This window comes from Janibacter sp. RAF52, from assembly GCF_052114035.1.
Taxonomy (GTDB): Bacteria; Actinomycetota; Actinomycetes; order Actinomycetales; family Dermatophilaceae; genus Janibacter; species Janibacter hoylei.
Genome location: NZ_JBFRDY010000005.1, coordinates 33,341 through 58,324 on the forward strand (window position 1 = coordinate 33,341; position 24,984 = coordinate 58,324).

22 protein-coding genes, 1 pseudogene and 1 riboswitch are annotated in these 24,984 nt (G+C 73.2%); of the genes and pseudogenes, 10 read left to right on the forward strand and 13 right to left on the reverse strand.

Annotated features, from left to right (window positions below):
- The first annotated feature begins 113 nt into the window (after positions 1 to 113).
- Both AB4Y78_RS08235 and AB4Y78_RS08240 read left to right on the forward strand, forming a co-directional pair.
- A complete protein-coding gene (locus tag AB4Y78_RS08235) occupies positions 114 to 1,703 on the forward strand; it encodes a ParB/RepB/Spo0J family partition protein (protein ID WP_259908832.1) in 1,590 nt (529 codons plus the stop codon).
- Between the two features lie 115 nt (positions 1,704 to 1,818).
- Positions 1,819 to 2,337, forward strand: a pseudogene (locus AB4Y78_RS08240) (DUF932 domain-containing protein); the annotation flags it as partial.
- On the opposite strand, the gene AB4Y78_RS08245 reads toward AB4Y78_RS08240, so the two are convergent.
- Genes AB4Y78_RS08245 through AB4Y78_RS08255 form a run of 3 tightly spaced genes read right to left on the reverse strand, consistent with a single transcriptional unit; the run spans position 2,321 to position 4,940 of the window.
- A complete protein-coding gene (locus AB4Y78_RS08245) occupies positions 2,321 to 3,007 on the reverse strand; it encodes a DsbA family oxidoreductase (protein WP_265230175.1) in 687 nt (228 codons plus the stop codon). The pseudogene AB4Y78_RS08240 and the gene AB4Y78_RS08245 sit on opposite strands and share 17 nt — an antisense overlap.
- Positions 3,008 to 3,036: 29 nt before the next feature.
- A complete protein-coding gene (locus AB4Y78_RS08250) occupies positions 3,037 to 4,242 on the reverse strand; it encodes an MFS transporter (protein WP_441713291.1) in 1,206 nt (401 codons plus the stop codon).
- The gene (locus AB4Y78_RS08255) at positions 4,239 to 4,940 is read right to left on the reverse strand and encodes a DUF1361 domain-containing protein (RefSeq protein WP_441713292.1); all 702 of its coding nucleotides are present in this window, start codon (positions 4,938 to 4,940) and stop codon (positions 4,239 to 4,241) included. The genes AB4Y78_RS08250 and AB4Y78_RS08255 overlap by 4 nt, the downstream gene beginning before the upstream one ends.
- Before the next feature lie 286 nt (positions 4,941 to 5,226).
- Between AB4Y78_RS08255 and AB4Y78_RS08260 the strand changes: the two genes are divergently transcribed.
- The 5 genes from AB4Y78_RS08260 (at position 5,227) to AB4Y78_RS08280 (ending at position 8,712) form a co-directional block, all read left to right on the forward strand.
- Positions 5,227 to 5,811, forward strand: coding sequence for a DinB family protein (locus AB4Y78_RS08260; protein WP_441713293.1), 585 nt, complete (start codon positions 5,227 to 5,229; stop codon positions 5,809 to 5,811).
- A 4-nt stretch (positions 5,812 to 5,815) separates the two neighbouring features.
- Positions 5,816 to 6,616 carry a hypothetical protein gene (locus AB4Y78_RS08265; RefSeq protein ID WP_441713294.1) on the forward strand — a complete coding sequence of 267 codons (801 nt, stop codon included), beginning with the start codon at positions 5,816 to 5,818 and terminating at the stop codon, positions 6,614 to 6,616.
- Positions 6,617 to 6,621: 5 nt separating this feature from the next.
- Positions 6,622 to 7,092, forward strand: a complete 471-nt coding sequence (locus tag AB4Y78_RS08270; RefSeq protein ID WP_387357167.1) for a hypothetical protein — start codon at positions 6,622 to 6,624, stop codon at positions 7,090 to 7,092.
- 148 nt (positions 7,093 to 7,240) lie between these two features.
- Positions 7,241 to 7,822: a hypothetical protein gene (locus AB4Y78_RS08275; protein WP_265230181.1), complete on the forward strand. Its 582-nt coding sequence runs from the start codon at positions 7,241 to 7,243 to the stop codon at positions 7,820 to 7,822.
- Entirely contained in the window at positions 7,810 to 8,712 is a 903-nt protein-coding gene (locus AB4Y78_RS08280) for a hypothetical protein (RefSeq protein WP_441713295.1), read from the forward strand. The genes AB4Y78_RS08275 and AB4Y78_RS08280 overlap by 13 nt, the downstream gene beginning before the upstream one ends.
- Here the strand turns inward: AB4Y78_RS08280 and AB4Y78_RS08285 are convergent.
- The 4 genes from AB4Y78_RS08285 to AB4Y78_RS08300 are packed head-to-tail and all read right to left on the reverse strand — an operon-like array spanning position 8,696 to position 12,918.
- A complete protein-coding gene (locus AB4Y78_RS08285) occupies positions 8,696 to 9,475 on the reverse strand; it encodes a thioesterase family protein (protein WP_441713296.1) in 780 nt (259 codons plus the stop codon). The genes AB4Y78_RS08280 and AB4Y78_RS08285 overlap by 17 nt on opposite strands.
- A 56-nt stretch (positions 9,476 to 9,531) precedes the next feature.
- Positions 9,532 to 10,023, reverse strand: coding sequence for a flavodoxin family protein (locus AB4Y78_RS08290; protein WP_441713297.1), 492 nt, complete (start codon positions 10,021 to 10,023; stop codon positions 9,532 to 9,534).
- Between the two features lie 16 nt (positions 10,024 to 10,039).
- Positions 10,040 to 12,361 (reverse strand): ATP-binding cassette domain-containing protein, encoded by a 2,322-nt coding sequence (locus AB4Y78_RS08295; protein ID WP_441737038.1) that lies wholly within the window; start codon positions 12,359 to 12,361, stop codon positions 10,040 to 10,042.
- Positions 12,274 to 12,918, reverse strand: coding sequence for an ECF transporter S component (locus AB4Y78_RS08300; RefSeq protein ID WP_265230185.1), 645 nt, complete (start codon positions 12,916 to 12,918; stop codon positions 12,274 to 12,276). Before AB4Y78_RS08300 ends, AB4Y78_RS08295 begins: the two co-directional genes overlap by 88 nt.
- A gap of 77 nt (positions 12,919 to 12,995) precedes the next feature.
- A riboswitch (TPP riboswitch) is annotated at positions 12,996 to 13,098 on the reverse strand.
- 85 nt (positions 13,099 to 13,183) lie between these two features.
- Here AB4Y78_RS08300 and AB4Y78_RS08305 point away from each other — a divergent pair.
- Together AB4Y78_RS08305 and AB4Y78_RS08310 are read left to right on the forward strand one after the other, a co-directional pair.
- Positions 13,184 to 13,483: a DUF4235 domain-containing protein gene (locus AB4Y78_RS08305; RefSeq protein WP_007928796.1), complete on the forward strand. Its 300-nt coding sequence runs from the start codon at positions 13,184 to 13,186 to the stop codon at positions 13,481 to 13,483.
- Positions 13,483 to 14,460, forward strand: a complete 978-nt coding sequence (locus AB4Y78_RS08310) for an NAD(P)H-quinone oxidoreductase (RefSeq protein WP_441713413.1) — start codon at positions 13,483 to 13,485, stop codon at positions 14,458 to 14,460. The genes AB4Y78_RS08305 and AB4Y78_RS08310 overlap by 1 nt, the downstream gene beginning before the upstream one ends.
- Before the next feature lie 142 nt (positions 14,461 to 14,602).
- Here AB4Y78_RS08310 and AB4Y78_RS08315 read toward each other — a convergent pair whose 3' ends face one another.
- From AB4Y78_RS08315 to AB4Y78_RS08330, 4 genes are all read right to left on the reverse strand, one after another.
- The gene (locus AB4Y78_RS08315; RefSeq protein WP_441713299.1) at positions 14,603 to 15,304 is read right to left on the reverse strand and encodes an ATP-binding cassette domain-containing protein; all 702 of its coding nucleotides are present in this window, start codon (positions 15,302 to 15,304) and stop codon (positions 14,603 to 14,605) included.
- A complete protein-coding gene (locus AB4Y78_RS08320; RefSeq protein WP_441713300.1) occupies positions 15,301 to 16,137 on the reverse strand; it encodes an ABC transporter ATP-binding protein in 837 nt (278 codons plus the stop codon). The genes AB4Y78_RS08315 and AB4Y78_RS08320 overlap by 4 nt, the downstream gene beginning before the upstream one ends.
- Positions 16,134 to 19,160 carry an FtsX-like permease family protein gene (locus tag AB4Y78_RS08325; protein WP_441713301.1) on the reverse strand — a complete coding sequence of 1,009 codons (3,027 nt, stop codon included), beginning with the start codon at positions 19,158 to 19,160 and terminating at the stop codon, positions 16,134 to 16,136. Before AB4Y78_RS08325 ends, AB4Y78_RS08320 begins: the two co-directional genes overlap by 4 nt.
- 65 nt (positions 19,161 to 19,225) lie before the next feature.
- Positions 19,226 to 20,890 carry an FAD-binding dehydrogenase gene (locus tag AB4Y78_RS08330; protein WP_265230186.1) on the reverse strand — a complete coding sequence of 555 codons (1,665 nt, stop codon included), beginning with the start codon at positions 20,888 to 20,890 and terminating at the stop codon, positions 19,226 to 19,228.
- Positions 20,891 to 20,959: 69 nt separating this feature from the next.
- Between AB4Y78_RS08330 and AB4Y78_RS08335 the strand changes: the two genes are divergently transcribed.
- Positions 20,960 to 22,474: a metallophosphoesterase family protein gene (locus tag AB4Y78_RS08335; protein ID WP_441713302.1), complete on the forward strand. Its 1,515-nt coding sequence runs from the start codon at positions 20,960 to 20,962 to the stop codon at positions 22,472 to 22,474.
- A gap of 86 nt (positions 22,475 to 22,560) precedes the next feature.
- On the opposite strand, the gene AB4Y78_RS08340 is transcribed toward AB4Y78_RS08335, so the two are convergent.
- Both AB4Y78_RS08340 and AB4Y78_RS08345 read right to left on the reverse strand, forming a co-directional pair.
- Complete coding sequence (locus AB4Y78_RS08340; RefSeq protein WP_441713303.1) at positions 22,561 to 24,015, reverse strand: glyceraldehyde-3-phosphate dehydrogenase; 1,455 nt, start codon at positions 24,013 to 24,015, stop codon at positions 22,561 to 22,563.
- Positions 24,016 to 24,088: 73 nt separating this feature from the next.
- A complete protein-coding gene (locus AB4Y78_RS08345; protein ID WP_128276997.1) occupies positions 24,089 to 24,982 on the reverse strand; it encodes a sucrase ferredoxin in 894 nt (297 codons plus the stop codon).
- Between the last annotated feature and the right edge of the window lie 2 nt (positions 24,983 to 24,984).

Genomic DNA, 24,984 nt, shown 5'->3' on the forward strand with positions numbered 1-24,984 from the left:
TCACCGGGTGCCCACCTTTCCACAGGTTCGGCCCGTGGCCCGGTAGCCGTCGGCCCCCGCTGGGAGACTTAGTCCTGTCAGTTCTTTCTATTCTACTCACGGAGGACCGCAACATGACCGACACCATCCAGACCCCCGCCGACACCGCCACCGACGAGGCCACCGAGACCGTCGCGGCCGAGGAGTTCCTGCACCTCGACCCCGCCGACATCATCATCGGCACCAACGTCCGAAACGACCTGCGACCCGACCACAAGGAATTCCGCAAGTCGATCAAGGAGCGCGGCGTCCTGGAGGCCGTCACGGTCTACCGCAACGAGGACGGCCAGTACGTCCTGCTGCGCGGCCAGCGCCGCACGGTCACCGCCGCCGAGGTCGGCACCCCCACCGGCCTCATCCCGGCCCGCGTCGTGCCCCAGCCCGCCGACGCCGACCGAATCGGTGACCAGATGGTCGAGAACATCCACCGTGCCGGGATGCGCGAGGCCGAGATCGTCGCGGGCGTGGAGCAGCTGGCCTTGCTCGGCGTGAGCGCCGCGCAGATCGCCAAGCGCACCAGCATCGACCGCCCCACCGTGAACGCCGCCCTGGCGGTCACCAAGGCCGACCAGAGCCGCAACCGGCTCGACTCCGGCGACCTGACGTTGGAGGAGGCCGCGATCTTCGCCGAGTTCGAGCACGACCGCGAGGCCGTCGAGCGCTTGGAGAACACCAAGAAGTGGCGGCGCTCGCTGACCCACGAGGCCCAGCGGCTGCGCGACGAGGCCGCCGGGCGCGAGGCCGACGCCGCCGAGGTCGAGCGGCTGCGGGCCGAGGGCCTGCCGGTGCTGAGCGCCGAGGAGGTCGAGGAGGCCGACGAGGTGCTGCGCATCGAGCGGCTGGTCACCGAGGACGGCGAGCCGCTGCCCGAGGAGGAGTGGCCCAACGTCCCGGGCGCTCGCGTCCACGTCGTCAAGGAGTGGGTCTACCCCGAGGACGAGTACGACGAGGAGAGCGAGGACGGCACCGACGAGGACGAGGACTACGAGCCCGCCGAGCCCTACCAGCAGTACGTGCCGGTGTGGGTCGTCACCGACCTCGACGCCTCCGGCCTGCGCCGTCGCGGCGGAGGGTCCGGCAGCGCCCCCGCCGAGAGCGGCGACGAGGGCGAGAGCGAGGAGGAGGCCGAGGCCCGCCGCGAGGAGCGCCGCCGCGTGATCGCCAACAACAAGGCCTGGGCGAGCGCGGAGACGGTGCGCCGCGAGTGGCTGGCCACCTTCGTCGCCCGCAAGACCGCCCCGAAGGGAGCCGAGGCCCTGATCTGCGAGGCCGTCGTCACCGGACACCACTCGCTGAGCAAGGCCATGGACCACAGGCACCCGATGCTCTTCACGCTGCTGGGTGTCGACCGACCGACCGGCTACTACGGCGCGGGCCACGACGAGTGCCACAAGATCGCGACCAAGGCGAGCACGCCGAAGGCCGCGACCATGACCACGCTCGCCGCCGTCGTGGCCGCGTGGGAGGCCACGACCGGCAAGCACTCGTGGCGCAACCCGACCGCGTGGGACGCCCGCGTGCTCGGCGCGCTCGTGGAGTGGGGCTACCAGCCCAGCGAGGTCGAGCGGATCCTGCTCGGCGAGGAGCCGCAGCCGAGCACCGAGGACGACAGCGACGCCGACGCCGCCGAGGCCAGCGACGAGGCCAGCGACAGCGCCGCCTGATCGGCTCCCCTCCCCCACCTGAGGGCGGTTCTTCCTGTGGAGAACCGCCCTCAGTGGAATAGAAACCATAGAATGAACTCAGTTCGTTTGATCCGCTACCCGGGAGGACCCCGACATGTCACACGAGATCGAGACCCACGGCACGCAGGCAGCAGCCGTCTTCGCCCGCAAGGACGCCTGGCACCGCCTGGGCACCACCGTTCGCGACCGCGCGTTCACCGCCGAGGAGGCCATGAGGCTCGGCCACCTGGGCGGCTGGGACGTTCGCAAGTTGCCGCTCACCACCGCCGAGGTCAGCGAGGGCGGCGTCACCGCGATCGAGGTCCCCGGCTTCGCCACGGTGCGCACCAACCCGTTCACCGGCGAGCCCGAAGCGCTCGGCGTCGTCGGTGGTGGCTACACCCCGCTGCAGAACGAGGACCACGCCGAGTTCCTGAACCTGCTGGCCGACGAGTCGGGCGCGATCTTCGACACCGCCGGGTCGCTGCGCGGCGGGCGGCAGGTGTTCATCACGATGCAGCTGCCGGACTCGCTCACGGTCGGCGGCACCGACCGCGTCGACCTCAACATCGCCGCGCTCAACAGCCACGACGGCTCCAGCGCGTTCCGCATCCTCGTCACCCCGGTCCGCGTCGTGTGCGCGAACACCCAGAGCGCGGCGCTGCGCAACCACGAGTCGTCGTTCTCGATCCGACGACCTCGCGGAAGACCTCGGGCGGCTGGGCCCCGGAGACGGCGTACTTCATGTCGACGACGACGAAGGGCACACCCGTCACCCCGATCTGGCGCGCCAAGTCGATGTCGGCCGCGACGGCGGCCTCGTAGCGGCCGTCCGCGAGGGAGGCGCGGACCTCCCCTTCGTCCAGACCGGCGGCCACTCCCACCCGGACGAGCGCGTCGACGTCACCGATGTCGAGGCCGTGCTCGAAGTGACCGGAGAGCAGTGCCTCCTTGACCTCGTCACCCAGACCACGCTCCTTGGCCAGGTGGAGCAGCTCGTGGGCGCGGGCGGAGTTGGCGACGACGAGGCGGTCGAAGTCGTAGGCCAGGCCCTCGCCCGCGGCCTGCTCGGCGACGTGACCGAACATCTCGCGCACCTGCTCGACCGGCATCCCCTTGCGCGAGGCGAGGTAGTCGGCCTCAGTGCCCTCGTAGTGCTCCGGCAGCGACGGGTCGAGCTGGTAGCTGTGCCAGGTGACCTGGATGTCGTCGCGCTGCGGGTGGTCGGTCAGGGCGGTCTCGAGACGCCGCTTGCCGATGTAGCACCAGGGGCAGGCGATGTCGGACCAGATGTCGATCTGCATGTCGGGGGCAACGCGCGGAGGGCGCCGGATCATCCCGCGGGTGCCGCCAGGGTCTCGCGGGCCCGCGACCACGGGATGATGGCGAGGGCGCTGACGAGCCCGCTGAGCGCGAAGGCCCACTGCCAGCCCCAGAGGTCGGCGACCGCGCCGATGACGACGGGCCCACCGATGCCGCCCGCGTCCTGGCACATCTGGAAGGCGGCGAGCACCTTGCCCCCGGACCGGCCGTTGCCGACGACATCGGCGACGGTGGCCTGCTGGGCCGGGTTGAGCAGGCCGGCGCCGGCGGCGAGCACCGTCGTCAGGACGAGGATGCCGACGAGGCCACCGGCGAGACCCATGGCGCCCATGCCGACGGCGCTCAGGCCGAGGCCGACGAGGATGGGTAGGCGGCGGCCGAGGGTGTCGGCGATCCGACCGGAGAACTGCAGGGTGATGGCGGTCGCGGCCGCACCTGCGGCGAGGGCGACGGCGGCGGCCCACGTCTCCCCCACGACCGCGACGGCGAAGAGCGGAAGGATCGCCACGCGCACACCGAAGTTGGTCCACCCGTTGGCGAAGGCCGACACCAGAGCGGCGCGGTAGGCGCTGTCGCCGAGTGCCTCGCGCACGGTCATCGGCGGCAGTGCGCCCTGCAGCGGGTCGGCGCGAAGGGGAGTCCCCCGCAGCATGATCGCGACGAGGGCCGCGGCGAGCAGCAGCGCGACGCCGTAGACGACGAAGGGCACCCGCATCCCGAGCTCGCCCAGGGCGCCGCCGATGACGGGGCCGATGACCCCGCCGATGAGGAAGGCACTGCCGTACATCGACGAGACGCGGCCGCGGATGAGTGGCGGGGCCATGCGCACGAGCAGGGCCATCGCCGAGACGGTGAACATCGTCGACCCGATGCCGCCGAGCGAGCGGAAGATCAGCAGCTGCCAGTAGGACTGGGCAAAGGCCGAGGCGCCCGTGGACAGGGCGACGATGACCAGCCCGAGGATGTAGACGGGCCGCTCCCCGAGCCGGGTGACGAGAGCACCGCCCGCAGGGGCGAAGAGCAGACGGAAGAAGGCGAAGGCCGAGACGATGACGGAGGCGGCGGTGACGCCGACGTCGAAGCTCTGGGCGAACTGCGGCAGGACCGGGGTGATGAGGCCGAAGCCCACGGCGATGACGAAGGCCGCGGCGACGAGCGCCTTGATCTCGGCCGGGACGGGCGGCCGCTCCTGCGCGGGGCGGGCGGGGGTGCTCACCCGCCGTACTGTGCCACCCCACCCCGATGACCGCCCTCGAGGGCTCGACCGATGCCCCACGTCACGAGGTAGGCGGCGACCAGACCCCCGGTCATCGCCGCGGCGAACTGCAGGAGGAAGGGGTTGCCGAAGGGGTCGAGGAGTCGGCCGAGGACGACGTCGACGAGACCACGCGGGTTGGTCACCACGTCCCAGGAGTTGAAGCGGGGGAAGCGGCCGAGGTAGACGCCGAGCGAGGTCAGGGCCAAAGAGCCGATGGCGAGCGCCCAGCCTGCGGCCGCCCCCATCCGGGCGGCGACGATCCGGTGCACGAGCAGCAGCGAGGCGAGGCCCAGCAGCAGCCCCGTCCCGGCGAAGGAGCCGATGAGCAGGGCGTCGAACCACAGCGGTGCACCGTGCATCCAGTCGAGGTGGATGAAGTCCGTGATGATGTACGGCGCATTGGGCAGGAAGAGCAGCCACACGACGCCGACGGCGGCGAGCAGCCACCCGGGGGCCCGGAGCCGGTCCAGCCCGGTCATCGCGAGCGCGAGGAGGAAGGGGATCCACGCGAGGAAGAGGTTCCAGAAGAGGAAGGTGAAGACGGCCCCCGTCTGATCCGTGCGCACGTACTGCAGCGCCGCGGCGACGAGGGTGCCGGCGACGGGGAGCAGGGTGAGCCCGGCCAGCCAACGCCCGGGGTGAGATGTCGGAGCCATCCCACGACGGTAGGCCGCCCACCTTGGGGATCTCTGGACGAGACCCCACCGCTGGCTGAGGAGCTGGGTCCCACGCGCCGCGTGGGCGGAACGAGCGTCTCGAAGCCACGACCGTGTGCCCCCCGCTCCCGGCGAGGAGGGCCGGCGCGCTGCCGACGTCCTTCGTCCTCGTGTGGGCGCCTTGTCGTTCTCGACGTCGGCTTGACGCTGCACCGACCCTCCTCGCCCGTCCGCTCCGTCCCCCTTCGCCCGCTTCGCAGTAGGTCCCCGGTGGCAGGCTGGTCCCATGGCCGACCTCAAGACCGCCCTGCACGACCACCTGCGCGCCCAGCGGGCGGCGCTGCTGCTCAAGCTCGAGGGGCTGAGCGAGCGGGAGGCGCGGCTGCCCCGGACGCCGACGGGGACCAACCTGCTGGGCCTGTACAAGCATGCGGCGGCGTGCGAGCTGGGCTACTTCGGCGAGACCTTCGGTCGGCCGAGCGACCTGGTGCTCCCGTGGGAGGCCGAGGGGGTGGACCCGGACGACAACGAGGACATGTTTGCGACCGAGGGCGAGTCGATGGCCGACGTGCTCGCCTGGAGCGCGGCCTGCTTCGCCCACGCCGACGCGACGATCGAGGCGCTGCCCGTGGACGCCCCCGGCACCGTGGCCTGGTGGCCGCCGGAGCGCCGTTCGGTGACGCTCGGGCAGGTCATCGTGCACATGGCCCTCGACGAGGCCCGCCACGCCGGTCACGCCGACATCCTGCGCGAGCACATCGACGGTCGGGTCGGGCTGCGCTCCGAGGGCAACAACCTGCCGGAGTGGGACGAAGGGCGCTGGGCCCGGTACGTCGGGCGCCTCACCCGCATCGCCGACGAGCGCGCCTGAGCCCGTGGAGCTGAGCGAGGCCGTCGCCGACGTCTACGCAGCACCCCTGGCCGACTTCGTCGCCACCCGCACCCGGTGGGTGACCGCGGCCAAGGACGAGGGCGACGCCGACCTGGCCGCCGCGATCAAGGCCCTGCGCAAGCCGACCGTCCCCGCGCACCTCGTCAACGTCGTCGCGCGGGAAGAGCCGCAGGTCGTGGCCGCGCTCCTCGCCCTCGGCGAGCGGATGCGCGCCGCCCAGGCCAGTGGCGACGGAGCCGCGCTCGCAGCGGCCCGACCCGAGCGAAGGGAGTGCATCGACGCCTTCGTCGCGGCCGCCGGTCGCGCCGCCCACGAGCACGGCCTGGGCTGGTCCGCCGGCGTGCAGGACTCCGTGGCGGCGACGGCCGTCGCCGCGCTCGCCGACGAGGCGAGCGGCACGGCGGTGGCCTCGGGTCAGCTGCTCCGCCCTCTGGCGTACGCCGGCTTCGGTGAGGTCGAGCTCGACGACGCGGTGGCGACCCCCCTTCGCCTCCTGCCGCCCCTGCCGGACGACCCCGGCGACGACGCGGAGGAGGTCAGCGCCGCGGAGCGTGCTCACCAGCAGGCCCTCGAGACCGCTCGCGACCGGTTGCGCGACGTCGAGCGGGAGCTGGCCGCGGCCCGCCTCGCCGAGTCGGAGGCGCGGGCCGCGCTCGTCGCCGCCCGCGACCGCACGAAGGACCTCGAGACACGTGTGGCACGTGAGGCCGATGAGGTGGCGCGACTCGAGACACGCCCGGGCGCCGGACGTGCACGACAACGGCCGGGAAGCGCGGGATCATAGCCCTCATGAGCACGGCGCGCACGACTTCTCCCCGCACCGCCCCGACCGACCTGCCGACCTGGGCCATCCAGGCGGAGGACCTCGAGGCCATGCTGGCGACCGACGACGACACGGTGGACACCGCGGTCATCCCGCGACTCGCCTACCGCGAGGCCGTCGAGGAGGCGGCCGTCCCCGGCCAGACGATCGTCACCGAGCCGGTCGACGAGGTCGAGCACGTCGCCGCACCCGTGGGCCACAACCTGCGCCGCCGCCACGCCAGCCCGGAGTCGGTCGCGGCCATCCGCCGCAACCTCATCGCGGTCGCCTGTGTGCTGGCCGCCGTCGTCCTCATCGGCGCGGCCGCCACCTGGCTCGCCGGCTGGATCGCCCTCGGCGTCTGGACACTGCTCGTCGTCGCCGGCGCCATCGCGATCCGCCGCTCCAACTCGCGCTACACGGCACGGCACAGCCGCTACACCCCGCGGCACGCCTGACCCGACAGAGACGCACGCCACGGGCGGCAGGGGGAGTCCTCCCCTGCCGCCCGTGGCGTGTTCTCGCTAATCTGGCCCGAGGTGGGGCCCTGGCAGTCGGCGCCCGACCGGATCGACGACCACGATCGGGAGGACGAGCATGCGCCGCGTGCGCACACGAGACATCGCCGCGCTGGCCTGCGCCGCCTCGCTGCTGACCCTGAGCGCCTGCGGCGACGACGAGTCCGGCACGTCCGACCCGACCTCGTCCGCCACGGCGAGCACCTCGACGACCTCCGACGACGAGCACGCCATGGAGCAGGTCCGGGCCATCGACAAGCAGCTTCGCGCCGCGGACCCCAGCAAGCCCCTGCCCGAGGACGCCACCTGGGCGACCGATGGCTTCCGCACCCGCTTCGACGCGGCAGCCGCCGACTTCACCGAGGCGGGTGCGGTCTTCACGGGCAAGATCACGACCGAGTCGCTGCATCTCGGCGAGTCCGACCCCGATGCTCCGGGAGGCGGGCAGCTCACCGCCTATGCGTGCACGGTCGACACCACGCGGATCATCGTCGACGGCAAGGACGTCACGGCGCACCCCAACGACCCGACCAAGGTGCTGCCCAAGAAGCCTCGGCACGACACCTACCTCAACACCTACTCCACGACCGACGACGGCACGACCTGGCAGCTCGACCGGTCGCGCAACCTGCCTGACAAGGACAAGAAGGGGACCCCGTGCGACGCCTAGCCACCACGCTCCTGGCCGGAGCCCTCCTGCTCTTCACGCCCGCCCTCCCGCAGGCCAGCGCCACGGCCGACTGCCGAGAGGGTGGTCGGGGAGACACTGGAGGTGGCTCCGTCATCGTCGGCGCCGAGTGGTGCCAGTCCGGCAACAACAACAACGGCAACAACAACAGCGGCGGCAACAACAGCGGCGGCAACAACAACAGCGGCGGCACCACCGGTGGTCAGTCGGAGTCCGGCGACTCGACCTCCTCCGGACCGCGCATGTACACGATGGAGGAGGTCATCGAGATCTGCCTGCGCGACGGCGACGCCCTGTCCATCTCGTGCATGGCGGCGTACAACGACCGCATCATCCGCGAGGATGACGCGACCGAGGACGCGCCGGACGACGAGACGCCTGCGCAGGCCATCGCCCGCGCCCGCATCACCGCCATCAGCCGGCTCGACCTCAGCCGACCGGAGATCGGCGCCTCCCCCTGCCAGACCGACACCGGCGCCTGCCGCGGCACCGTCGGCCTGCCCGTCTGGCTGTGGGTCGGCGACGGCACCGGCGGTGCGCTGCCCTCGATGTCGACCACGGCCACGGCCGGCCCCTACACCGTGACCGCGACCGCCAAGGTCTCCAAGGTGAAGTGGTCGCTCGGGGACGGCACGACGACCACCTGCACGACCACCGGCACCAAGTACGACTCGGCGACGCACGGCTGGTCGGACCCGACCTGCGGCTTCGCCTCCGGCTGGTCCACCGCCGGCACGCACACCCTGACGGCCAGCTACGTCTGGGAGATCTCGATCTCGGGTGACGCCACGGGCTCGGCGACCCAGATCATGTCCTCCACCGAGCAGGTCACCGTCGGCGAGCTGCAGTCCGTGGTCACGCAGAAGGGCTGACCGGCCGGACGGTGAGCACCTGGGCGAGGGTGCCGAAGGCCCCTCGCTCGTCGTGGAGCACACTCGAGGTCAGCCCGTGGCCGGCGGGTCCGAAGGAGACCGTCGTGTCGAGCCCGAGCCAGCCCGGCTCGGGCTGTCGGAAGAGGTGCGCGGTGAGATCGACGTTCGGGAAGAGGACCTCCCGGGGTGAGGCGAGGACGTTCATCCCGTTGGCGATGTCGAGGAGACCAGCCGTCGCGGCGAGGTGACTGTGCGGCTCGTCGACCAGCGGCACGTCGGTGCGCACCCACACCCGCCCGCGCCCCGGCTCGACCGCCTCGCGGCGCACCTCGACGCTCGCGATGAATCCTCCCGACCACACGCTGCTCGGGTCCCACGGCTCGGTGTCACCCGGCGCCGGCATGGGCGGCAGGTCGCTGTGCTCGAGGGCGCTGGTCTCCCCGGCGGCGACGAGCCAGGCCCGGGCGACGGCGACCGCGCGGCCCCCGTGCGAGAGCGTCGCCTCGACGAGCTCGATGGTCCGCCCCGGCCGCACGACGCGCACCTCGTGCGTGCACGGCTGCACGGGGACGGGCCCGAGGATGTCGCAGGCCAGCCGAACGAGCGGCAGCCCGTCGTCGCGGCGAGCGTCGCGGTCGACCTCGACGAGATGGGCGAGCAGGCCGAGGGCCGGCGCGATGTGCTGCTCGCTCTGTGTCCAGGCGCCGCCGGTGTGCGCCGTGGGGCGGACGGTCAGGCTGTCGATGCGCTCGAAGTAGGCCATGGGCCCATCAGACCACCCGGTGTCACCGGTCTGGTGGGCAGGCACGCTCGCGCTGCTCAGCTCAGCAGCGCTGCGAGCGTGCCGCCGAGCTCGGTCGCCGCCTCCAGCGCCGCGTCGTTGACGTCACCGACGACCTCGAGGGTCTCGGCGGCCTGACGCCAGTCGAGCGCCTGGACGATGGAGCCCACCGCCCGCACGGCACCGGTGACGTCGTACCGGCCGTGCACCCAGAGCCCGTAGGGCCGCTTCGCGGTGGAGCCACCGCCCCCTTCGCCGGCCCCGCCGGAGTCGTCGAGTGCCCCGCCGACCTGGAGGAAGGTCGAGTCGAAGAAGTGCTTGAGCGCCCCCGACATGTAGCCGAAGTTGGCCGGGGTGCCGAGCAGGTAGCCGTCGGCCGCGAGCACGTCGTCGGCGCTCGCCTCGAGGGCGGGGACGACGTGCACCTCCACGCCGTCGAGGTCGGGGTGCCGGGCCCCCGCGAGCGCCGCGTCGAGCAGCGCGCGGGTCGACCGGGTCGGGCTGTGGTGGACGACGAGCAGACGAGCCATGCCTGCCATCCTGCCCTCAGAGACGGGCGATGACCACGACGAGCACGGGCAGGCACGCCGCGAGGACGACGAGGCTGTCGGCCGGGCGCCAGGGGGCCGGCTCGGCCCAGGTGCGGCGGGCGGACGAGGCGAAACCGCGAGCGTCCATGGCCACCGCGAGCGTCGCAGCCGACCCGAGGGAGCGCAGCAGCATGCCGAAGGTCGAGGCCCACAGGTGCGCGACGAGCGTGCGCGGGTGCCGCCACGAGACTCCCTGCCCCCGCAGCCGGCGGGCCCAGCCGATCTCGGTCCATGCGGCACCGAGGGTCTGCACCCGCTGCAGGGCGGCGCCGAGCGCCACGACGGGCCGGGCGGGCAGACGCAGCCGCTGGCCGAGGTGGTCCGCGAGGTCGTCCGGGTCGACGTAGGCGAGCGTGATCGCCGACGGCACCACGATGACGAGCAGACGCAGAGCGGCCGACAACGCCGTGTCGACATCACGCGAGCCGAGGAGCCAGGTCGACCATGCGACGCCGACCGCGCCGACGAGCCCCGGCAGGAGCCGGATCGCCAACCCGCGCCACCGCCCGACGACCCAGCCGGGGCCGGGCCGGTTGGCCAGCCCGATGACCGCGCCCACCCCGAGCAGCGCGAGGACGACGAGCGAGGTGCGCCAGCCGGGCGAGAGCACCGCGGCGACCATCGGGATCGTGGCGGCGGCGAAGAGCGACAGCGGACCACAGGCCGACAGGACCGCGCGGGGCGTGGAGCGGGCCGGCCCCGGCGAAGGGGGTGACACCGGCTCGACGGCGTCGACGAGGGCCATGAGGTCGGGGTCGTGGGTGGCCGTGACGACGGCACCACCGCGGGCACGCTGCGCAAGGAGCAGCCCGACGACCGCGGCCCAGGTGCCGCGGTCCTGCCCGACGGTCGGCTCGTCGGCGAGCACTGCTGCGGGACCGTGGGCGAGGGCTGCGGCGACGGCGAGGCGACGCTGCTCGCCACCCGAGAGGGTCTGCGGGTCCGCCCGCTCGAGGTGGGCGAGCCCGAGGGCCTCGAGCAGCTGTCGGGCCCGGTCCGTGGCGGCGGCCTCGTCGCGCTCGCCGAGCGTGCGGCCGGTGAGCAGCACCTCGTCGAGCACGGTGCGCGCGAGCAGCGCGCTGGAGCTCCACTGGGGCACCCACCCGAGCAGCGGGGCGATCTCGGTCGCGGGGAGCTCGCCGACCTCACGCCCTTCGGCCGTGGTGACCCGGCCGGAGACCGGGGTGACGAGTCCGGCCAGCGCGGCCAGCCAGGTGCTCTTGCCGCCGCCGCTCGGGCCGACGAGCGCCGTCGCCCGGCCGCCGGTCACGGCCAGCGGCTGCGCGACGAGCGCGGTCGCCGACTCGCTGCTGCCGTCGAGGTGGTTGCGTCGGCGCTCGACCCGCAGGGCCTCACCCTGCAGGAGGGGGGCACCCCCGTCGACCGGGCGGGCGAGCGGCCCGAGCGGCACGCTCAGGGGTTCCGGCGCGGCGACCCCGGGGACCCAGATACCCTCCGCGGCGAGCCGCGGCCCGTGCTCCTCGAGCACGACCGCGGGCGGTCCGTCGTGCCGCACCCGACCGTCACGGCCGAGGACGACGAGCCGCTCGCAGTGCTCGACCCACGGCTCGATGCGGTGCTCGACGACGATGGTCGACACGCCGGCGGCACCACGGAGGACGGCGTCGCGCACGGTGGCGGCACTCGTCTCGTCGAGCATGGCGGTCGGCTCGTCGAGCAGCAGCAGCGAGGGCTGGAGGGCGAGCGCACCGGCGAGCGCGACGCGCTGGGTCTGCCCGCCGGAGAGGGCACTCGTCGGCGTCGCGGGGTCGAGGTCGCCGAGCCCGACCGCGGTGAGCGCGGCAGCGACCCGGGCCGGCATGGCGTCAGCGGCCACCCCGACGTTTTCGAGACCGAAGGCGACGTCCCGCCCCACGGTGGCGGCGACGGTGCCTGACCCGGGCTCCTGGAGGACGAGGCCGACCGCACCGGGCCGCTCACCCGGCGGGCTCCCTTCGATCGTGACGGTGCCCGTGAGGTCACCCGAGTCGACGGTGAGCAGCAGTCCCGCGAGCGCCCGCAGCAGCGTCGACTTGCCCGAGCCGCTCGGCCCGACGAGCAAGACCCGCTGGCCGGCGGGGATGCTGAGGTCGATCTCCCGCAGGACCGGCTCCTTTCGTCCGGCCGGTCGCCAGGTGAGCCCGCGGACGGCGACGGAGCGGTCCGCGGGCCCGCCGGTGGTGTCGGGGATCAGACGGCCCTCCGCTCGAGGACCTCCTGGCCGGGCGGGAAGGGGTTGAGCGCACCGGCCTCCGCGAGCGCCCGGGTGAGCAGCCACCCGCCGATGCCGGCGATGACGACACCGGAGACGACCATGAGGGGCAGGTAGGCGAGCTTCCAGGCCCATGCCCAGTCGGTGAAGTAGGCACCGATCTCGTAGACCCACTCCAGGGGCGCCGACAGGGCTCCCGCGAGGACCGCGACGGCGGGGCCGAAGGCCTTGTAGGCGAAGATCGCGAAGGCGAGCTCGGCGCCGATCCCCTGGGCCAGGCCCGAGACGATCGTCGTGACGCCCCACTGGTTGCCGAAGAGCGCGGAGACGGTCGCGGCGATGAGCTCACAGGCGATCGCGGCACCGGGCCGGCGCACGACGAGGCCCCCGACGACCCCGGCGATGAACCAGAAGCCGACGAAGAGGCCGAAGAGGGGCTGGAAGGCGAGCCCGAGGGCGGAGATCGGGCCGTTGTACAGCAGTCCGTAGCCCCAGTAGGCGACGCCGAAGGCCACGCCGAGGAAGGCGATGGTCAGCAGGTCGACGGTCCGCCAGCCGAGGAGCGGACGGGTGGCGAGGACGGTCCCGGCGCGGGTCGCGCCCGTGGACTTCGTGGTGGTCATGTGTGCTTCTCCTGTGTGGTGTGACTCCACAGGGCGGGCCGACGCCACCCGCGACGGCGAGGCCGTCCGGCGACGACGGTCCGTGAGACTCGACTCCCTACGCCGGTGCGAACCGGATCAGGTACGAGGGTCTGCGGTCGCCCGCACTCTCAGCGCTGCTGCGCTCCCCTGTCGTGCCCCTCCAGCATAGGCCTGTGGCAGGGTTGGTCCCGTACCGGGTGGCGCGGACCGTGACCACCTCTCACGCGTGGCGAAAGGACCCCTCATGGGCAACGTGGTGTGGAAGCTGTTGGGTAGCGGTTCGGCGATCCTCGCCGGCATCGTCGCCAACAAGGTGATCACCGAGGTGTGGAAGAAGGCCGGCCGAGACACCGAGATCGACCCGACCAACCCCAACACCTCCTTCGGGGAGGCCCTCGCCTATGCGGCCCTCGCCGGTCTGGCCGTCGGCTTGGCCCGCACGATGACCACCCGTCAGGCGGCGGCGATCTACCAGAGGTCCGCCGGTCACCTGCCCAAGCCGATGCGCGAGGACGTCGAGAAGGAGCTGGGGCTCGAGTCGTGATGCAGGGCATCTCCATCACCGAGCCCGGCGACGCCGACGTCCTGCAGATCACGGAGGTCGAGGCACCCACCGCCGGGCCCGGCCAGGTCGTTGTCGACATGGTCGCCGCCGGCGTCAACCGCGCGGACGTCATGCAGCGGCTGGGTCACTACCCGCCGCCGAAGGGCGCCTCCCCCCTGCCGGGCCTCGAGGTGTCGGGCAGGGTCCTCGAGGTCGGCCCCGAGGTCGAGGGCTGGTCCGTCGGCGACGAGGTCTGCGCGCTCGTCGACGGCGGCGGCTACGCGGAGCGGGTCCTCGTGCCGGCGGCCCAGCTGCTGCCGATACCGAAGGGAGTCGACCTCACCTCTGCCGCAGGCCTGCCCGAGGTGGCGTGCACGGTGTGGTCCAACGTCTTCATGACCGCCAACCTCCAGCCCGACGAGACCTTCCTCGTCCACGGCGGGTCGAGCGGCATCGGCACGATGGCGATCCAGCTGGCCAAGGCCGCCGGAGCCCGGGTCGCCGTCACCGCGGGCAGCGAGGACAAGCTCGCCTTCTGCCGCGAGCTCGGGGCCGACATCGCGATCAACTACCGCGAGCAGGACTTCGTCGAGGAGGTCCGGGCGGCGACCGACGGCCACGGCGCCGATGTCGTGCTCGACCTCATGGGCGCGAAGTACCTGCCACGCAACATCGACGTGCTCGCCACGGCAGGCCGTCTCGTCGTCATCGGTCTCATGGGTGGCCGCAAGGGCGAGCTCGACCTTGGCAAGCTGCTCAGCAAGCGCGCCGCGGTCATCGCGACCTCGCTGCGCGCCCGCCCCGCCGGGGAGAAGGCGGCGATCGTCGCCGCCGTCCGCGAGCACGTGTGGCCCCTGATCGAGGCCGGCGCGGTGCGCCCGATCGTCCAGGGCAGCCACCCGCTCGACCGGGCCGCCGACGCCCACCGCGAGCTCGAGGCGAGCGGCCACATCGGCAAGATCCTCCTCACCCCCTGACCTGCGCATTTCCCTAGGGAAATACGGCCCCACCTGCGCATTTCCCTAGGCAAATGCGGCCCCACCTGCGCATTTCCCCAGGGAAATACGGCCCCACCTGCGCATTTCCCTAGGGAAATACGGCCCACCTCACCGCATTTCCCTAGGGAAATGCGGTGAGGTGCCCGTCGTCGAGGTGCCAGCGGGCGGCGGCGACCTCGGCGACCTCGGGGTCGTGGGTCGCGAGCAGCACGATCGCGCCGCGCCGCGCGACGTCGGTGAGCAGTGCGACGACCCTTTCGCGGGTGTCGTGGTCGAGCTCGGAGGTGGGTTCGTCGGCGAGCAGCACGAGCCCACCCCGCTCCAGCCGAAGGGAGGACAGCGCCAGTCCCCGAGCGACGGCCACGCGCTGCCGCTGACCGCCGGAGAGCTCCTCGGCGAGGTGCCCACCGTGCTCGTCGAGACCGACCGAGGCGAGCGCGCGGTCGGCGAGCGCGCTCGCCGCGGCACCGGCGGTGCCGGCGGCCACGAGCGGCACGGCGATGTTGTCGTGGGCGGTGAGCACCTCGGCGAGCGCGCTGCCCTGCGGGATGAGCACCGCCCCCGCGGCGCGGGAGCTCTCCTCGTCACCGATCGCCTGGTGCCCCAGCGTGATCGAGCCGCTGGACTGCCCTCGCTCGAGCAACCCGCCGACGGCCCACAGGAGCGACGACTTGCCCGCGCCGGAGTGCCCGGTGACCGCGGTGATCTCCCCCGGCCGGGCGGTCGCGCTCGCCCCGTCGACGGCGACCACGTCGCCGTAGCGGACGGTGACGTCAGCGAGCACCAGCGGGGCCGTGTCCGGTCCGTCGATCGGCGTGCTCATGCGTCCTCCTCGTCGACGAGCAGCTGCCAGACTCCCTCGTCGGTGCGGTGCACGCGCACGAGCGTGCCGGGCGGGAAGGCCTCGACGGCCGGCGGCGGCAGCGGCAGCGAGCCGTCGGCGGCCACGACCGAGTACTCCTCGCCGCTGCGCCCTTCGCCCCCGACCCGGCCGTCGCGGATGGTGACGGTGCGGGGGAAGGCGGCGGCCACGTCCGGGTCGTGGGTGACGACGACGACCGTCGTGCCGAGATCGGCGCTCACCTCCGCGAGCGCCTCGAGCACCATGTCACGGGCGTCGTGGTCGAGCTGGCTCGTCGGCTCGTCACCGAGGAGCAGGCCGGGGCCGCCGGCGAGGGCGACGGCGAGCGCCGCGAGCTGGAGCTGGCCAGGGGTCAGACCCTCGAGACGCCGGTCGGCGACGTCGGACAGCCGCAGGAGGGCGAGCAGGTCGTCGATCGGCGGCACCGGCCGACCGCTGCGCCGTGCCGGCCGCTGCGCGAAGTCGACATTGCCCCGCACGGTGAGCCACGGCAGGTGGTTGCGGGCCGCTCCCTGGAGCACGATGCCGACCTCACCGGCCCGGAAGCCGTCGATCTGCGCCTCCGTCATGGCCGACAGCTCGTGGTCGCCGACGTGGATCCGGCCGGCGCTCGGGCGCAGCAGACCCCCGAAGAGCGCGAGCAGCGTCGACTTGCCGGCGCCGCTCGGGCCGAGCAGAGCGATGCGCTCGCCGGCGGCCACGGTGAGGTCGACGCCGGACAGCGCCGCGACGTCGTGGCCCTCGGCCCGGTAGATGTGCACGAGCCCGTGGGTGCGCACCGGCAGCCCGCTCATCCCAGCTCCCCCCGTGCCGCGCCGAGGCGCACCCGGCGCAGCACCACTCCGGCGAGCAGCCACGCGATGACGACGAGGACGAGGGTCACCCCGGCCGTGGCGGCGAGCACGGTCGGCCAGTCCGGGGCGAGGTCCGCCCGCGGCACGCGGGCGGGTGAGGTGAAGAGCGGGATCGAGGGCAGCGCGATCCACGACCCCGCCACCGCGCAGGCGGCACCGAGGAGGACCCCGACGACCACGGTCGTCAGGTGCTCAGTGCGCGTCGCCCGGGCGACCGCGGCGCGACTCACCCCGCTGATCCGCAGGGCGGCGAGGTCGCGTGCGGCGGCCCGCCACCCGGTGACGGCGAGGATGACGAGGACCAGGCCGGCGAGCGCGACGGCCAGGCCACCACCGATGAGGGCGAGCTGCAGTCCCCAGCCGGAGGCCGACCGGTCGTAGACGCTCGCCGCCTGGGCGCTCGTCACGACCGATCGCACGGTGACGTCGTCCTCGGCGAGCAGCGCGGTGGCGCGGTCGACGGCTGCGGGAGAGGCGTCGGCGAGCCAGATCTGCCGCTCGGTGCGCACGGTGTCGAGGTCACCGGTGACCCGTGCCAGGGCGGGCAGCGAGAGCAGCACCCCGCGATCGGTGACGCTCGGCAGCTGGGTCGGCACGTCGGCGATGCGCACCTCGGTCTGACCGCCGGAGACGTCGACGACCTGGCGCACCTCCCCCTTCGGCCCCGGGGTGGAGGCGATGGCGGGCAGGGGGCGGGGGACGTCGGTGACCCACGTCGAGACGTCGCCGCCGTCGGCCGCCTGCACGTCGAGGCGAAGGGAGTCCCCCGTCACCTTCGTCGTGATCCCCGTGCCGTCGCCGGTGCGGGTGGACGCCCAAGTCTGCGCATCGGCGACCGGGAGCTCCTGACCGTCGACGGCCAGGCCGGTCATCGTCACCGTGCCGGTGACCTCGGTGCCGGTCGCCCCGGAGGTCGCGACGCGCAGCCCGGCGAGCCGGCAGTCCTCGGGGCAGTAGAGGTCTGCGCGCACGGTGCGGCTGCCCGAGGTCTTCGGGCCGAGGGTGGCGAGGGTGGCGCTGCGGCTGGCCCCGTCGGCCGTCGTCATGTCGACGACGAGCGCGGGGTCGGCGTCACCGGTGCTCGTCGTGAGGTCCCACGAGACGTGGGCGGTGGCCCGTGCTCCGGGGATCGGGATGGGCGCCTGCTCGGGCAGCCGGAGCGGGGACAGGTCGAGGCCGGCCACCGTGTCGGGGTGGGCGACCCGCGCGAGCAGGTCGTGGTCGGTGGCCAGGGTCGCCTCGGCGTCGCGGGCCCGCGGCCGGATGAGCGCGACGGGTGCCGCGGCGATGCCGTCGTCGGTGAGCAGCTGCGCGGCGTCGAGCAGGGCGGGGGCCGTCGTCGAGTCGACGGTGAGCACGGCGGGCGCGCCGGTCTCGAGGTCTGCCCTGGCCTCGCGGTTGCGGTCGGCGACGACGACGGCGTTGGCACCGAAGATCGCCACAGCCGTGGCGACAGTCGTCACCGTGAGCACCCGTCGGGCGGCGGGCCGACGCCCGATGCCGTGCCCGGCGAGCGCTGCGGCGACCCGGCCGCGACGCATGGCCGAGCGGGCGCGGCGGGCGGCGAGGGCCGGGACGAGACGGGCGGCCAGCACGCCGACGGCGATGGCGAGCAGCGTCGGGGTGGCCAGCGCGGCGGGGCCGGAGAGCGCCCCCGTGGCCAGCCCGACGACCCCGATGACGGCGAGCACGACGACGACGGCCTCGGTCGTGCGGGACCCCCCGGCCGTGCTCGGTCGCACGGACCGGAGGAGGTCGTTGACCGGCTCGCGCAGCACCGGGCGGGCGGCGAGGTGCACGGCGAGCACCGACAGCAGGAGCGCCCCGACGATCCACCCGAGCGCGGCGAGCGGCACCTCGAAGGGCAGCCCTGCCGGGAGCATGAGACGCCGGACGAGGACGGCGAGGCCGAGGGCCGCGACGACGCCGAGCGGCACCCCGAGGAGCACGGGCACGAGCAGCTCGGCGAGCAGCAGCCGGCGGGCGCCGCTGCGCGAGCGGCCCCGCAGCCGGGCGAGGGCGACGTCGTGCCGACGCTGGTCCACGGCGGCCTGGGCGACGAGGAAGAGGACGAGGACCGACAGCAGCGCCAGCTGCACGGTGACGAAGGGGACGATGACCGCCGTCTGGTCGCGCCCGGTCGCGATGCCGTCCATGAGCGTCGTCGCGGTGTCGTCGACGTCGAGCTCCGGGTGCTCCTCGCGCATCCCCTCCACGGCCTGCGCGGCCAGCGGGAGGGAGTCGAGCGTGGCGGCCTCCCGGTCGAGCGGCAGCACGACGAGCGCGGTCGCCTTGGGGAAGGCATCGGCGAAGGTGGCCTCGTCGGTGATGAGGTCGTCGATGAGCGGCAGGTTGTCGAGGTCGGGGGCGGTGACGCCCGACTTGCCGTCGGGCCGGTCGCCCAGCCAGTAGTCGGGGTCGTCGACCACCGTGTAGGTCCCGACCACCCTCAGCTCGACCGGCGGCGGGTCGGGGTCGAAGCGCCCCCACTTGCCTTGCGGCACAGCGAGCTTCGTCCCGGCCTTCCACCCCCATGCCTTGGCGTCGGCCGACGAGACGAGGACCTCGCCAGCCGCCGACGGGCAGTCCCCCGCGACCTCGAGGTGCTCGCAGACCGAGGTGCGCGAGCGCACGACGACCGGCGAGGCCTTCTTGCCGGGCGCCGGGACGACGTCGCCCGAGTGGCGCATGATCTGGATCGGCTCCCGGGAGACCTCGGCCAGCTCCGCCGGCACGGCCTCCGCGACGCTCCCGGGGCGCAGGTCGCGGTCGGTCGAGGTGCGGTTGCGCGCGATGGCCATGGCCGTGGCCGCCGGGTCGGCCTCGGTGACGTGCACCCGCAGCAGGGCCTGGTCGATGCTGCGCGCGAAGACCGGGGAGAAGACCGCGCACGTGACGACGAGGGCGGACACGAGAGCAAGGGCGATGACCTGCCCCCTGCGGTGCCGCAGCGCTGCCCACATGCAGCGTCCCCCTTCGTCGTGACCGGCGTCACCCTACGCCGGTCACCTGCACGCGTGGGCTCTCGTCAGTCGCCGATCTCGGCGCCCATCGCCCGACCGGCGGTCCGCCCGGAAAAGATGCACCCGCCGAGGAAGGTGCCCTCGAGGGCGCGGTAGCCGTGCACGCCACCGCCGCCGAATCCCGCCGCCTCCCCGGCCGCGTACAGACCGGCGATCGGCTGGCCGTCGCTGCCGAGCACCCGTGCCGACAGGTCCGTCTCGAAGCCGCCGAGGGTCTTGCGGGAGAGGATGTGCAGCTTGACGCCGACGAGCGGGCCCTTCTTGGGGTCGGTCAGCTTGTGCGGCGGGTAGGCCCGCTTGGAGATCTTGTCCCCGACGTAGGAGCGGGCCACGCGCATCGCGGCGATCTGAGCGTCCTTGCCGTAGGGGTTGTCGAGCTGGGCGTCGCGCTCGTCGACCTGCTTCTTCACGAGGGCGGGGTCGAGTCGCGGCTCGCCGTCCTCGACGAGCTCGTTCATCTTGGCGACGAGCTGCTCGACGGTGTCGGCCTGGACGAAGTCAGCCCCCTGGTCGAGGAAGGCCTGCATCGACGGCGTGACGTCGGCGAGCGAGCGCTTGCGGATGACCCCCGCGACCTCCTTGCCGGTGAGGTCCTGGTTTTGCTCCGAGCCGGAGAGGGCAAACTCCTTGCCGGCGATCGACCGGTTGGTGATGAACCACGAGTGGTCGTGCCCGGTGGCGCGCAGGTGCTCCAGCGTGCCGAGGGTGTCGTAGCCGGGCAGCAGCGGCGCCGGCAGGCGGTTGCCCTCGGCGTCGAGCCACATCGAGCTCGGCCCGGGCAGGATGCGGATGCCGTGCTGCGCCCAGATGGGGTCCCAGTTGCGGATCCCCTCGACGTAGTGCCACATGCGGTCGCGGTTGATGAGGTTGCCGCCGGCCGCCTCGGTGATGCCGATCATGCGTCCGTCGACGTGCGCGGGCACGCCGGTCACCATGTGCTTCGGCGGCGCGCCGAGGCGCTCGGGCCAGTTGGCGCGCACGAGGTCGTGGTTGCCGCCGATGCCGCCGGAGGCGACGAGGACGACCGGCGCGCGCAGCTCGAAGCCGCCGATGCTGTCGCGGTTGGTCGCGACGCCCCGCTCGGCACCGTCGTCCGCGAGCCGGGCTCCGCGGACGCCGACGACGGCACCCCCTTCGACGATGATCTCGTCGACGCGGTGGCGGTGGGCGTAGGTGATCAGGCCGCGCTCCTTGGCCTCGGCGACCCGTCGGGCGAAAGGGGCGACGACCCCCGGCCCCGTGCCCCACGTGATGTGGAATCGCGGCACGGAGTTGCCGTGCCCGTGCGCTGACCCGTCGCCCCGCTCGGCCCAGCCGACGATGGGGAACCAGCGCATGCCCTGCTGGTGCAGCCAGGAGCGCTTCTCGCCGGCGGCGAAGTCGAGGTAGGCCTGCGCCCACTGCCGCGGCCAGTGGTCCTCGTCGCGGTCGAAGCCGGCCGTGTTCATCCAGTCCGAGTGCGCGAGCTCGGCGGAGTCCTTGATGCCGAGGCGGCGCTGCTCGGGGCTGTCGACGAAGAACAGTCCTCCGAAGGACCAGTGCGCCTGCCCCCCGAGGTTGGCCTCGCTCTCCTGGTCGACGAGGAGGACCTTGCGACCGGCGTCGGCGAGCTCCGCCGCCGCGACGAGTCCGGCCAGCCCGTGGCCCACGACAATGGCGTCTGCATCCATGGGGTGACTCTAATACTTATTACCCACGAGTAGCGAAGGGGTCTCCCCGAGCCTGCCTACAGTGGTCACGTGCGTCGACTCGCCCGCCTGAGGACCCCCGCGCTCGCCCTGCTCGTGGCCGCGGCGGCGCTGCTCGGTGGCCTCGCGACCGCCTCGCTCTGGCCCGTCACCGTCGAAACCGACTACTACGCCGCCGACGTGCACCTCTCCCCGAGCTGGGCGGACCGCTCACGGATCGGCACGGACACCGTCGTCGGCAGCGTGTCCGCGCAGTTCGCCGGCGTCGCGCCCGGGGTGCAGGTCTCGCCGCGGGTCAAGCCCGAGATCACCCAGCTCGTCGCCTCCGGCGACCTCGGTGCGACGGAGCTGGACGTCAGCCCGCAGGAGCGCTCGCGCGTCATCCGTGAGGCGGCGACCGGTGTGGGGTGGCGCTTCGGGGTCGGTGCGCTCGGCGGGCTCGGCCTCGTCCTCGGGGCCGTGGGTCTGCGGCGGCGGGCCCTCCCTTCGGCCCGCACGACGCTGGCGGCGAGCGCCGCCACCGCTGTCGCCTGCGCCGGCCTCGGCCTGTCGACCCAGCGCACCTACGACCCGGACCGGCTCGTCGCGCTCCACTCCACCGGCCTGCTCCAGCTGGCCCTCGACAACCGCGGTCTGCTCGACGACGTCGAGGCACGCGCCGACCAGGCGACGCCCTACCTGCGCAACCTGCTCGCCCTCTCCTCGGCCCTGCAGGAGGAGTACGCGCCCGAGGCCGCGCCCGACGGCGAGGCGCTCACGGTGCTGCTCGTGTCGGACATCCACTCGAGCAACCAGTACGCCCTGATGCGCACGATCATCGAGGAGCAGGGGGTCGACGTCGTCATCGACTCCGGCGACCTCATCAACCTCGGGCACGTCGAGGAGGCGCGACTGAGCAACCTCTACGGGTCGATCGGCTCGCTCGGGGTCCCCTACGTCTTCGTCGCCGGCAACCACGACAGCAACGCCCCCGACGACACCGCTCTGCTCGACGACCTGGCGCGCACGCCGGGCGTGCAGCTGCTGCAGCCGGGGCCGGGCGAGTACCGCGAGGTGACGGTCGGGGGTCTGCGGATCGCGGGCTTCAACGACCCGCGCTACTACGGCGACGCCGACGACGGCACGACCGAGGCCCAGACCGAGGCCAGGGACAGCTGGCTCGAGGCCCTCGGCGAGGGGGCTCCCCCGGACCTCACGGTCTCGCACGAGGCACCGGCGCTCGATCGTGCACCCGGCCGACTGCGGGTGCACGGCCACGGCCACGTGCCGCTGCTCGACGGCAACCGGTTGCAGGTGGGCACCTTCACCGGGGGCGGGACGCTGTCCCACTTCGTCGGTGGGCCCGACGCGGAGCTCGTCGGCCAGCCGAGCAGCTTCGACGTGCTGACCTTCGACGACCGGTGCCGCGCCCAGCGACTCACCCGCTACGAGTACCGCTCGGTCATCGAGGGGCGTCCGAGCTTCGACTCGCTGTCGGTGCTCAACGCCGGCCGGATCATGGACGCTCCGGACGAGGGGCGGACCTGCGGGGGCGACGAGCTCGAGGTCCGCCCGCTCGGCCGGTGACGTGCTCCCCCGCTTCGTCCTGGTGGAGGTCCACCGACCACGCCGACGCCCCGGCCGCGCACGGCGACCGGGGCGTCGGGGTGGGCTCAGACCGCCGGGAAGACCGGCGGGTGGACCTTGGCCATCTCCTCGAGGACGCGCACGACCTGGCAGGAGTAGCCGAACTCGTTGTCGTACCAGACGTAGAGGACGACGCGGTCACCGGCGGTGATGGTCGCGCGGCCGTCGACGATGCCGGCGTGGCGGTTGCCGACGAAGTCCGTGGAGACGACCTCGGGGCTGTCGACGTAGTCGAGCTGCTTGTGCAGGTCGCCGTAGAGGGAGGCCTGGCGGAGGAAGTCGTTGAGGGCCTCGCGCTCGACCGCCTTCTCGAGGGTGAGGTTGAGGATCGCCATCGACACGTTGGGGGTGGGGACGCGCACCGAGTTACCGGTGAGCTTGCCCTCGAGCTCGGGCAGCGCCTTGGCCACGGCCTTGGCGGCACCGGTCTCGGTGAGCACCATGTTGAGCGCTGCGGAGCGGCCGCGACGCTCGCCCTTGTGGAAGTTGTCGATGAGGTTCTGGTCGTTGGTGAAGGAGTGGACCGTCTCGATGTGGCCGCCGACGACGCCGTACTCGTCGTTGATGACCTTGAGCGCCGGGACGATGGCATTGGTCGTGCACGAGGCGGCGGTGACGACGTCGGCGTCGCCGATCATCGCGTCGTTGATGCCGCTCACGATGTTGGGCAGGCCACCCTTGCCGGGGGCGGTGAGGAGCACGCGGGAGACGCCCGGGCACTGCAGGTGCTGGGAGAGACCCAGCTCGTCGCGCCACTTGCCGGTGTTGTCGACGACGATCGCGTTGTCGATGCCGTACTGGGTGTAGTCGACGCTCGCGGGGCTGTCGGAGTAGATGACCTGGATGAGCGTGCCGTTGGCGAGGATCGTGTTGTTGTCCTCGTCGACCGTGATCGTGCCGGGGAAGGAGCCGTGGACCGAGTCGCGGCGCAGCAGGCTGGCGCGCTTGGACAGGTCGTTGTCGGCGCCCTTGCGCACGACGATGGCGCGCAGCCGCAGTCCGTGGCCGGTGCCGGCGTGCTCGATGAGGATGCGGGCGAGCAGACGGCCGATGCGGCCGAAGCCGTAGAGGACGACGTCGGCGCTCTCGCCCTCGTCACCGCCGTGCTTGCCGATGACGTCGCCGAGCTCGGCGCGCAGGAAGTCCTCGAGGGAGACGTCCTCGCCGGTCTCGAGGCGGCGACGGTGCAGGCGCGCGACGTCGACGGAGGCGGGGCCGGGCTGGAGGGCGGTGAGCGCCTCGAGCAAGGGGAGGGTGTCGTCGAGGGTCAGCTCGATGTCGACGCGGCGGGCGAAACGGTGCGCCTTGAGGATGTCGGTCGGCGACTGGCCGAGGAGGGTGCGGCCGTGGATCGACGTCACGACGCCGAACTCGCGGTAGAGGCGGCCCACGACGGGGATCATCGCCTCGGCCTTGGCCTGTCGGTCGGCCCACTCGGCCAGGTGCTCGTCTGCTGCGGTGCTCTGCGGCGTCGTCGTCATGGGCCCAGATCGTAGCCGCTGACGCCTCGGGGACGGGCCCGGGACCGGCCCGAGACGATGGATCTCACACCGCTCAGCCGGGGGTCGTCACGTCGAAGAGCGCCTGCACCTTGGGAGCACCTCCGCAGGTGAGCTCGTGGGGCGCGCTCATCGTGCGCACGACATGACGAAGGGAGGACCGATCACCGTGGTCGAGGTGCACCAGCCAGGCATCGTCGCCCGCGGCCTCGAGGCGCGGCGGGGCGAGGTCGCGCAGGCGGACGGAGGCGTCGGTGCGCATCAGGTCGTGGGCCGCGGCCTGGGCGGCCGGGTGCCACGAGCAACGCCCGCGCCACCGGTCGAGGTCGACCCGTCCGTCGAGGTGGTCGAGCACGACGCGAAGGGCGGTGTCACCGGTGAGCCGGCCGTACTGCGAGCCCTCGGGCAAGAGGATCACGTTGCCGGCGAAGCGGTCGCCGCCCAGGTGGGTCGTCTCCCACACGGCACCGGGGAGGGCATCGTCGAGGACGGCGGCGACGACGCGGCCGTCGATGGCGCAGCACACGTCCTTGCGGCCGTGGGTGCAGACGAGCAGGAGCGGCTCGTCCGTCGGGTCGGGCAGGTCGTCGAACCTGCCGGCGAGCGCGACGAGGTCCTCCGGGGTCTGCCACGAGGCACGGCCCACGAGGCCGCGCCGGACGTCGACGAGGAAGACCGGCTGGAGCCCGTCGGCCTCGACGAGGTCTCCCTCGAGTCGACCGTGCCGGCGGATGAGCTGCAACCGCGCGCCGAAGCGTCCCAGCTGGACCGACAGGTCGTCGCCGACCTCGGTGAGTGGCGGGGCCTGGATCGGCTTGGGCGGCCAGGGGCCGGGGTGCCCGACGAGCATCCAGTAGCGCGCCGGTACCGCGGTGCCGACGGGCGCGTCGCCGCGCTCGAGGGCGGCGACCGAGCAGCGGAATCGCTCGGGGGGCACGGGTTCGGTCATCT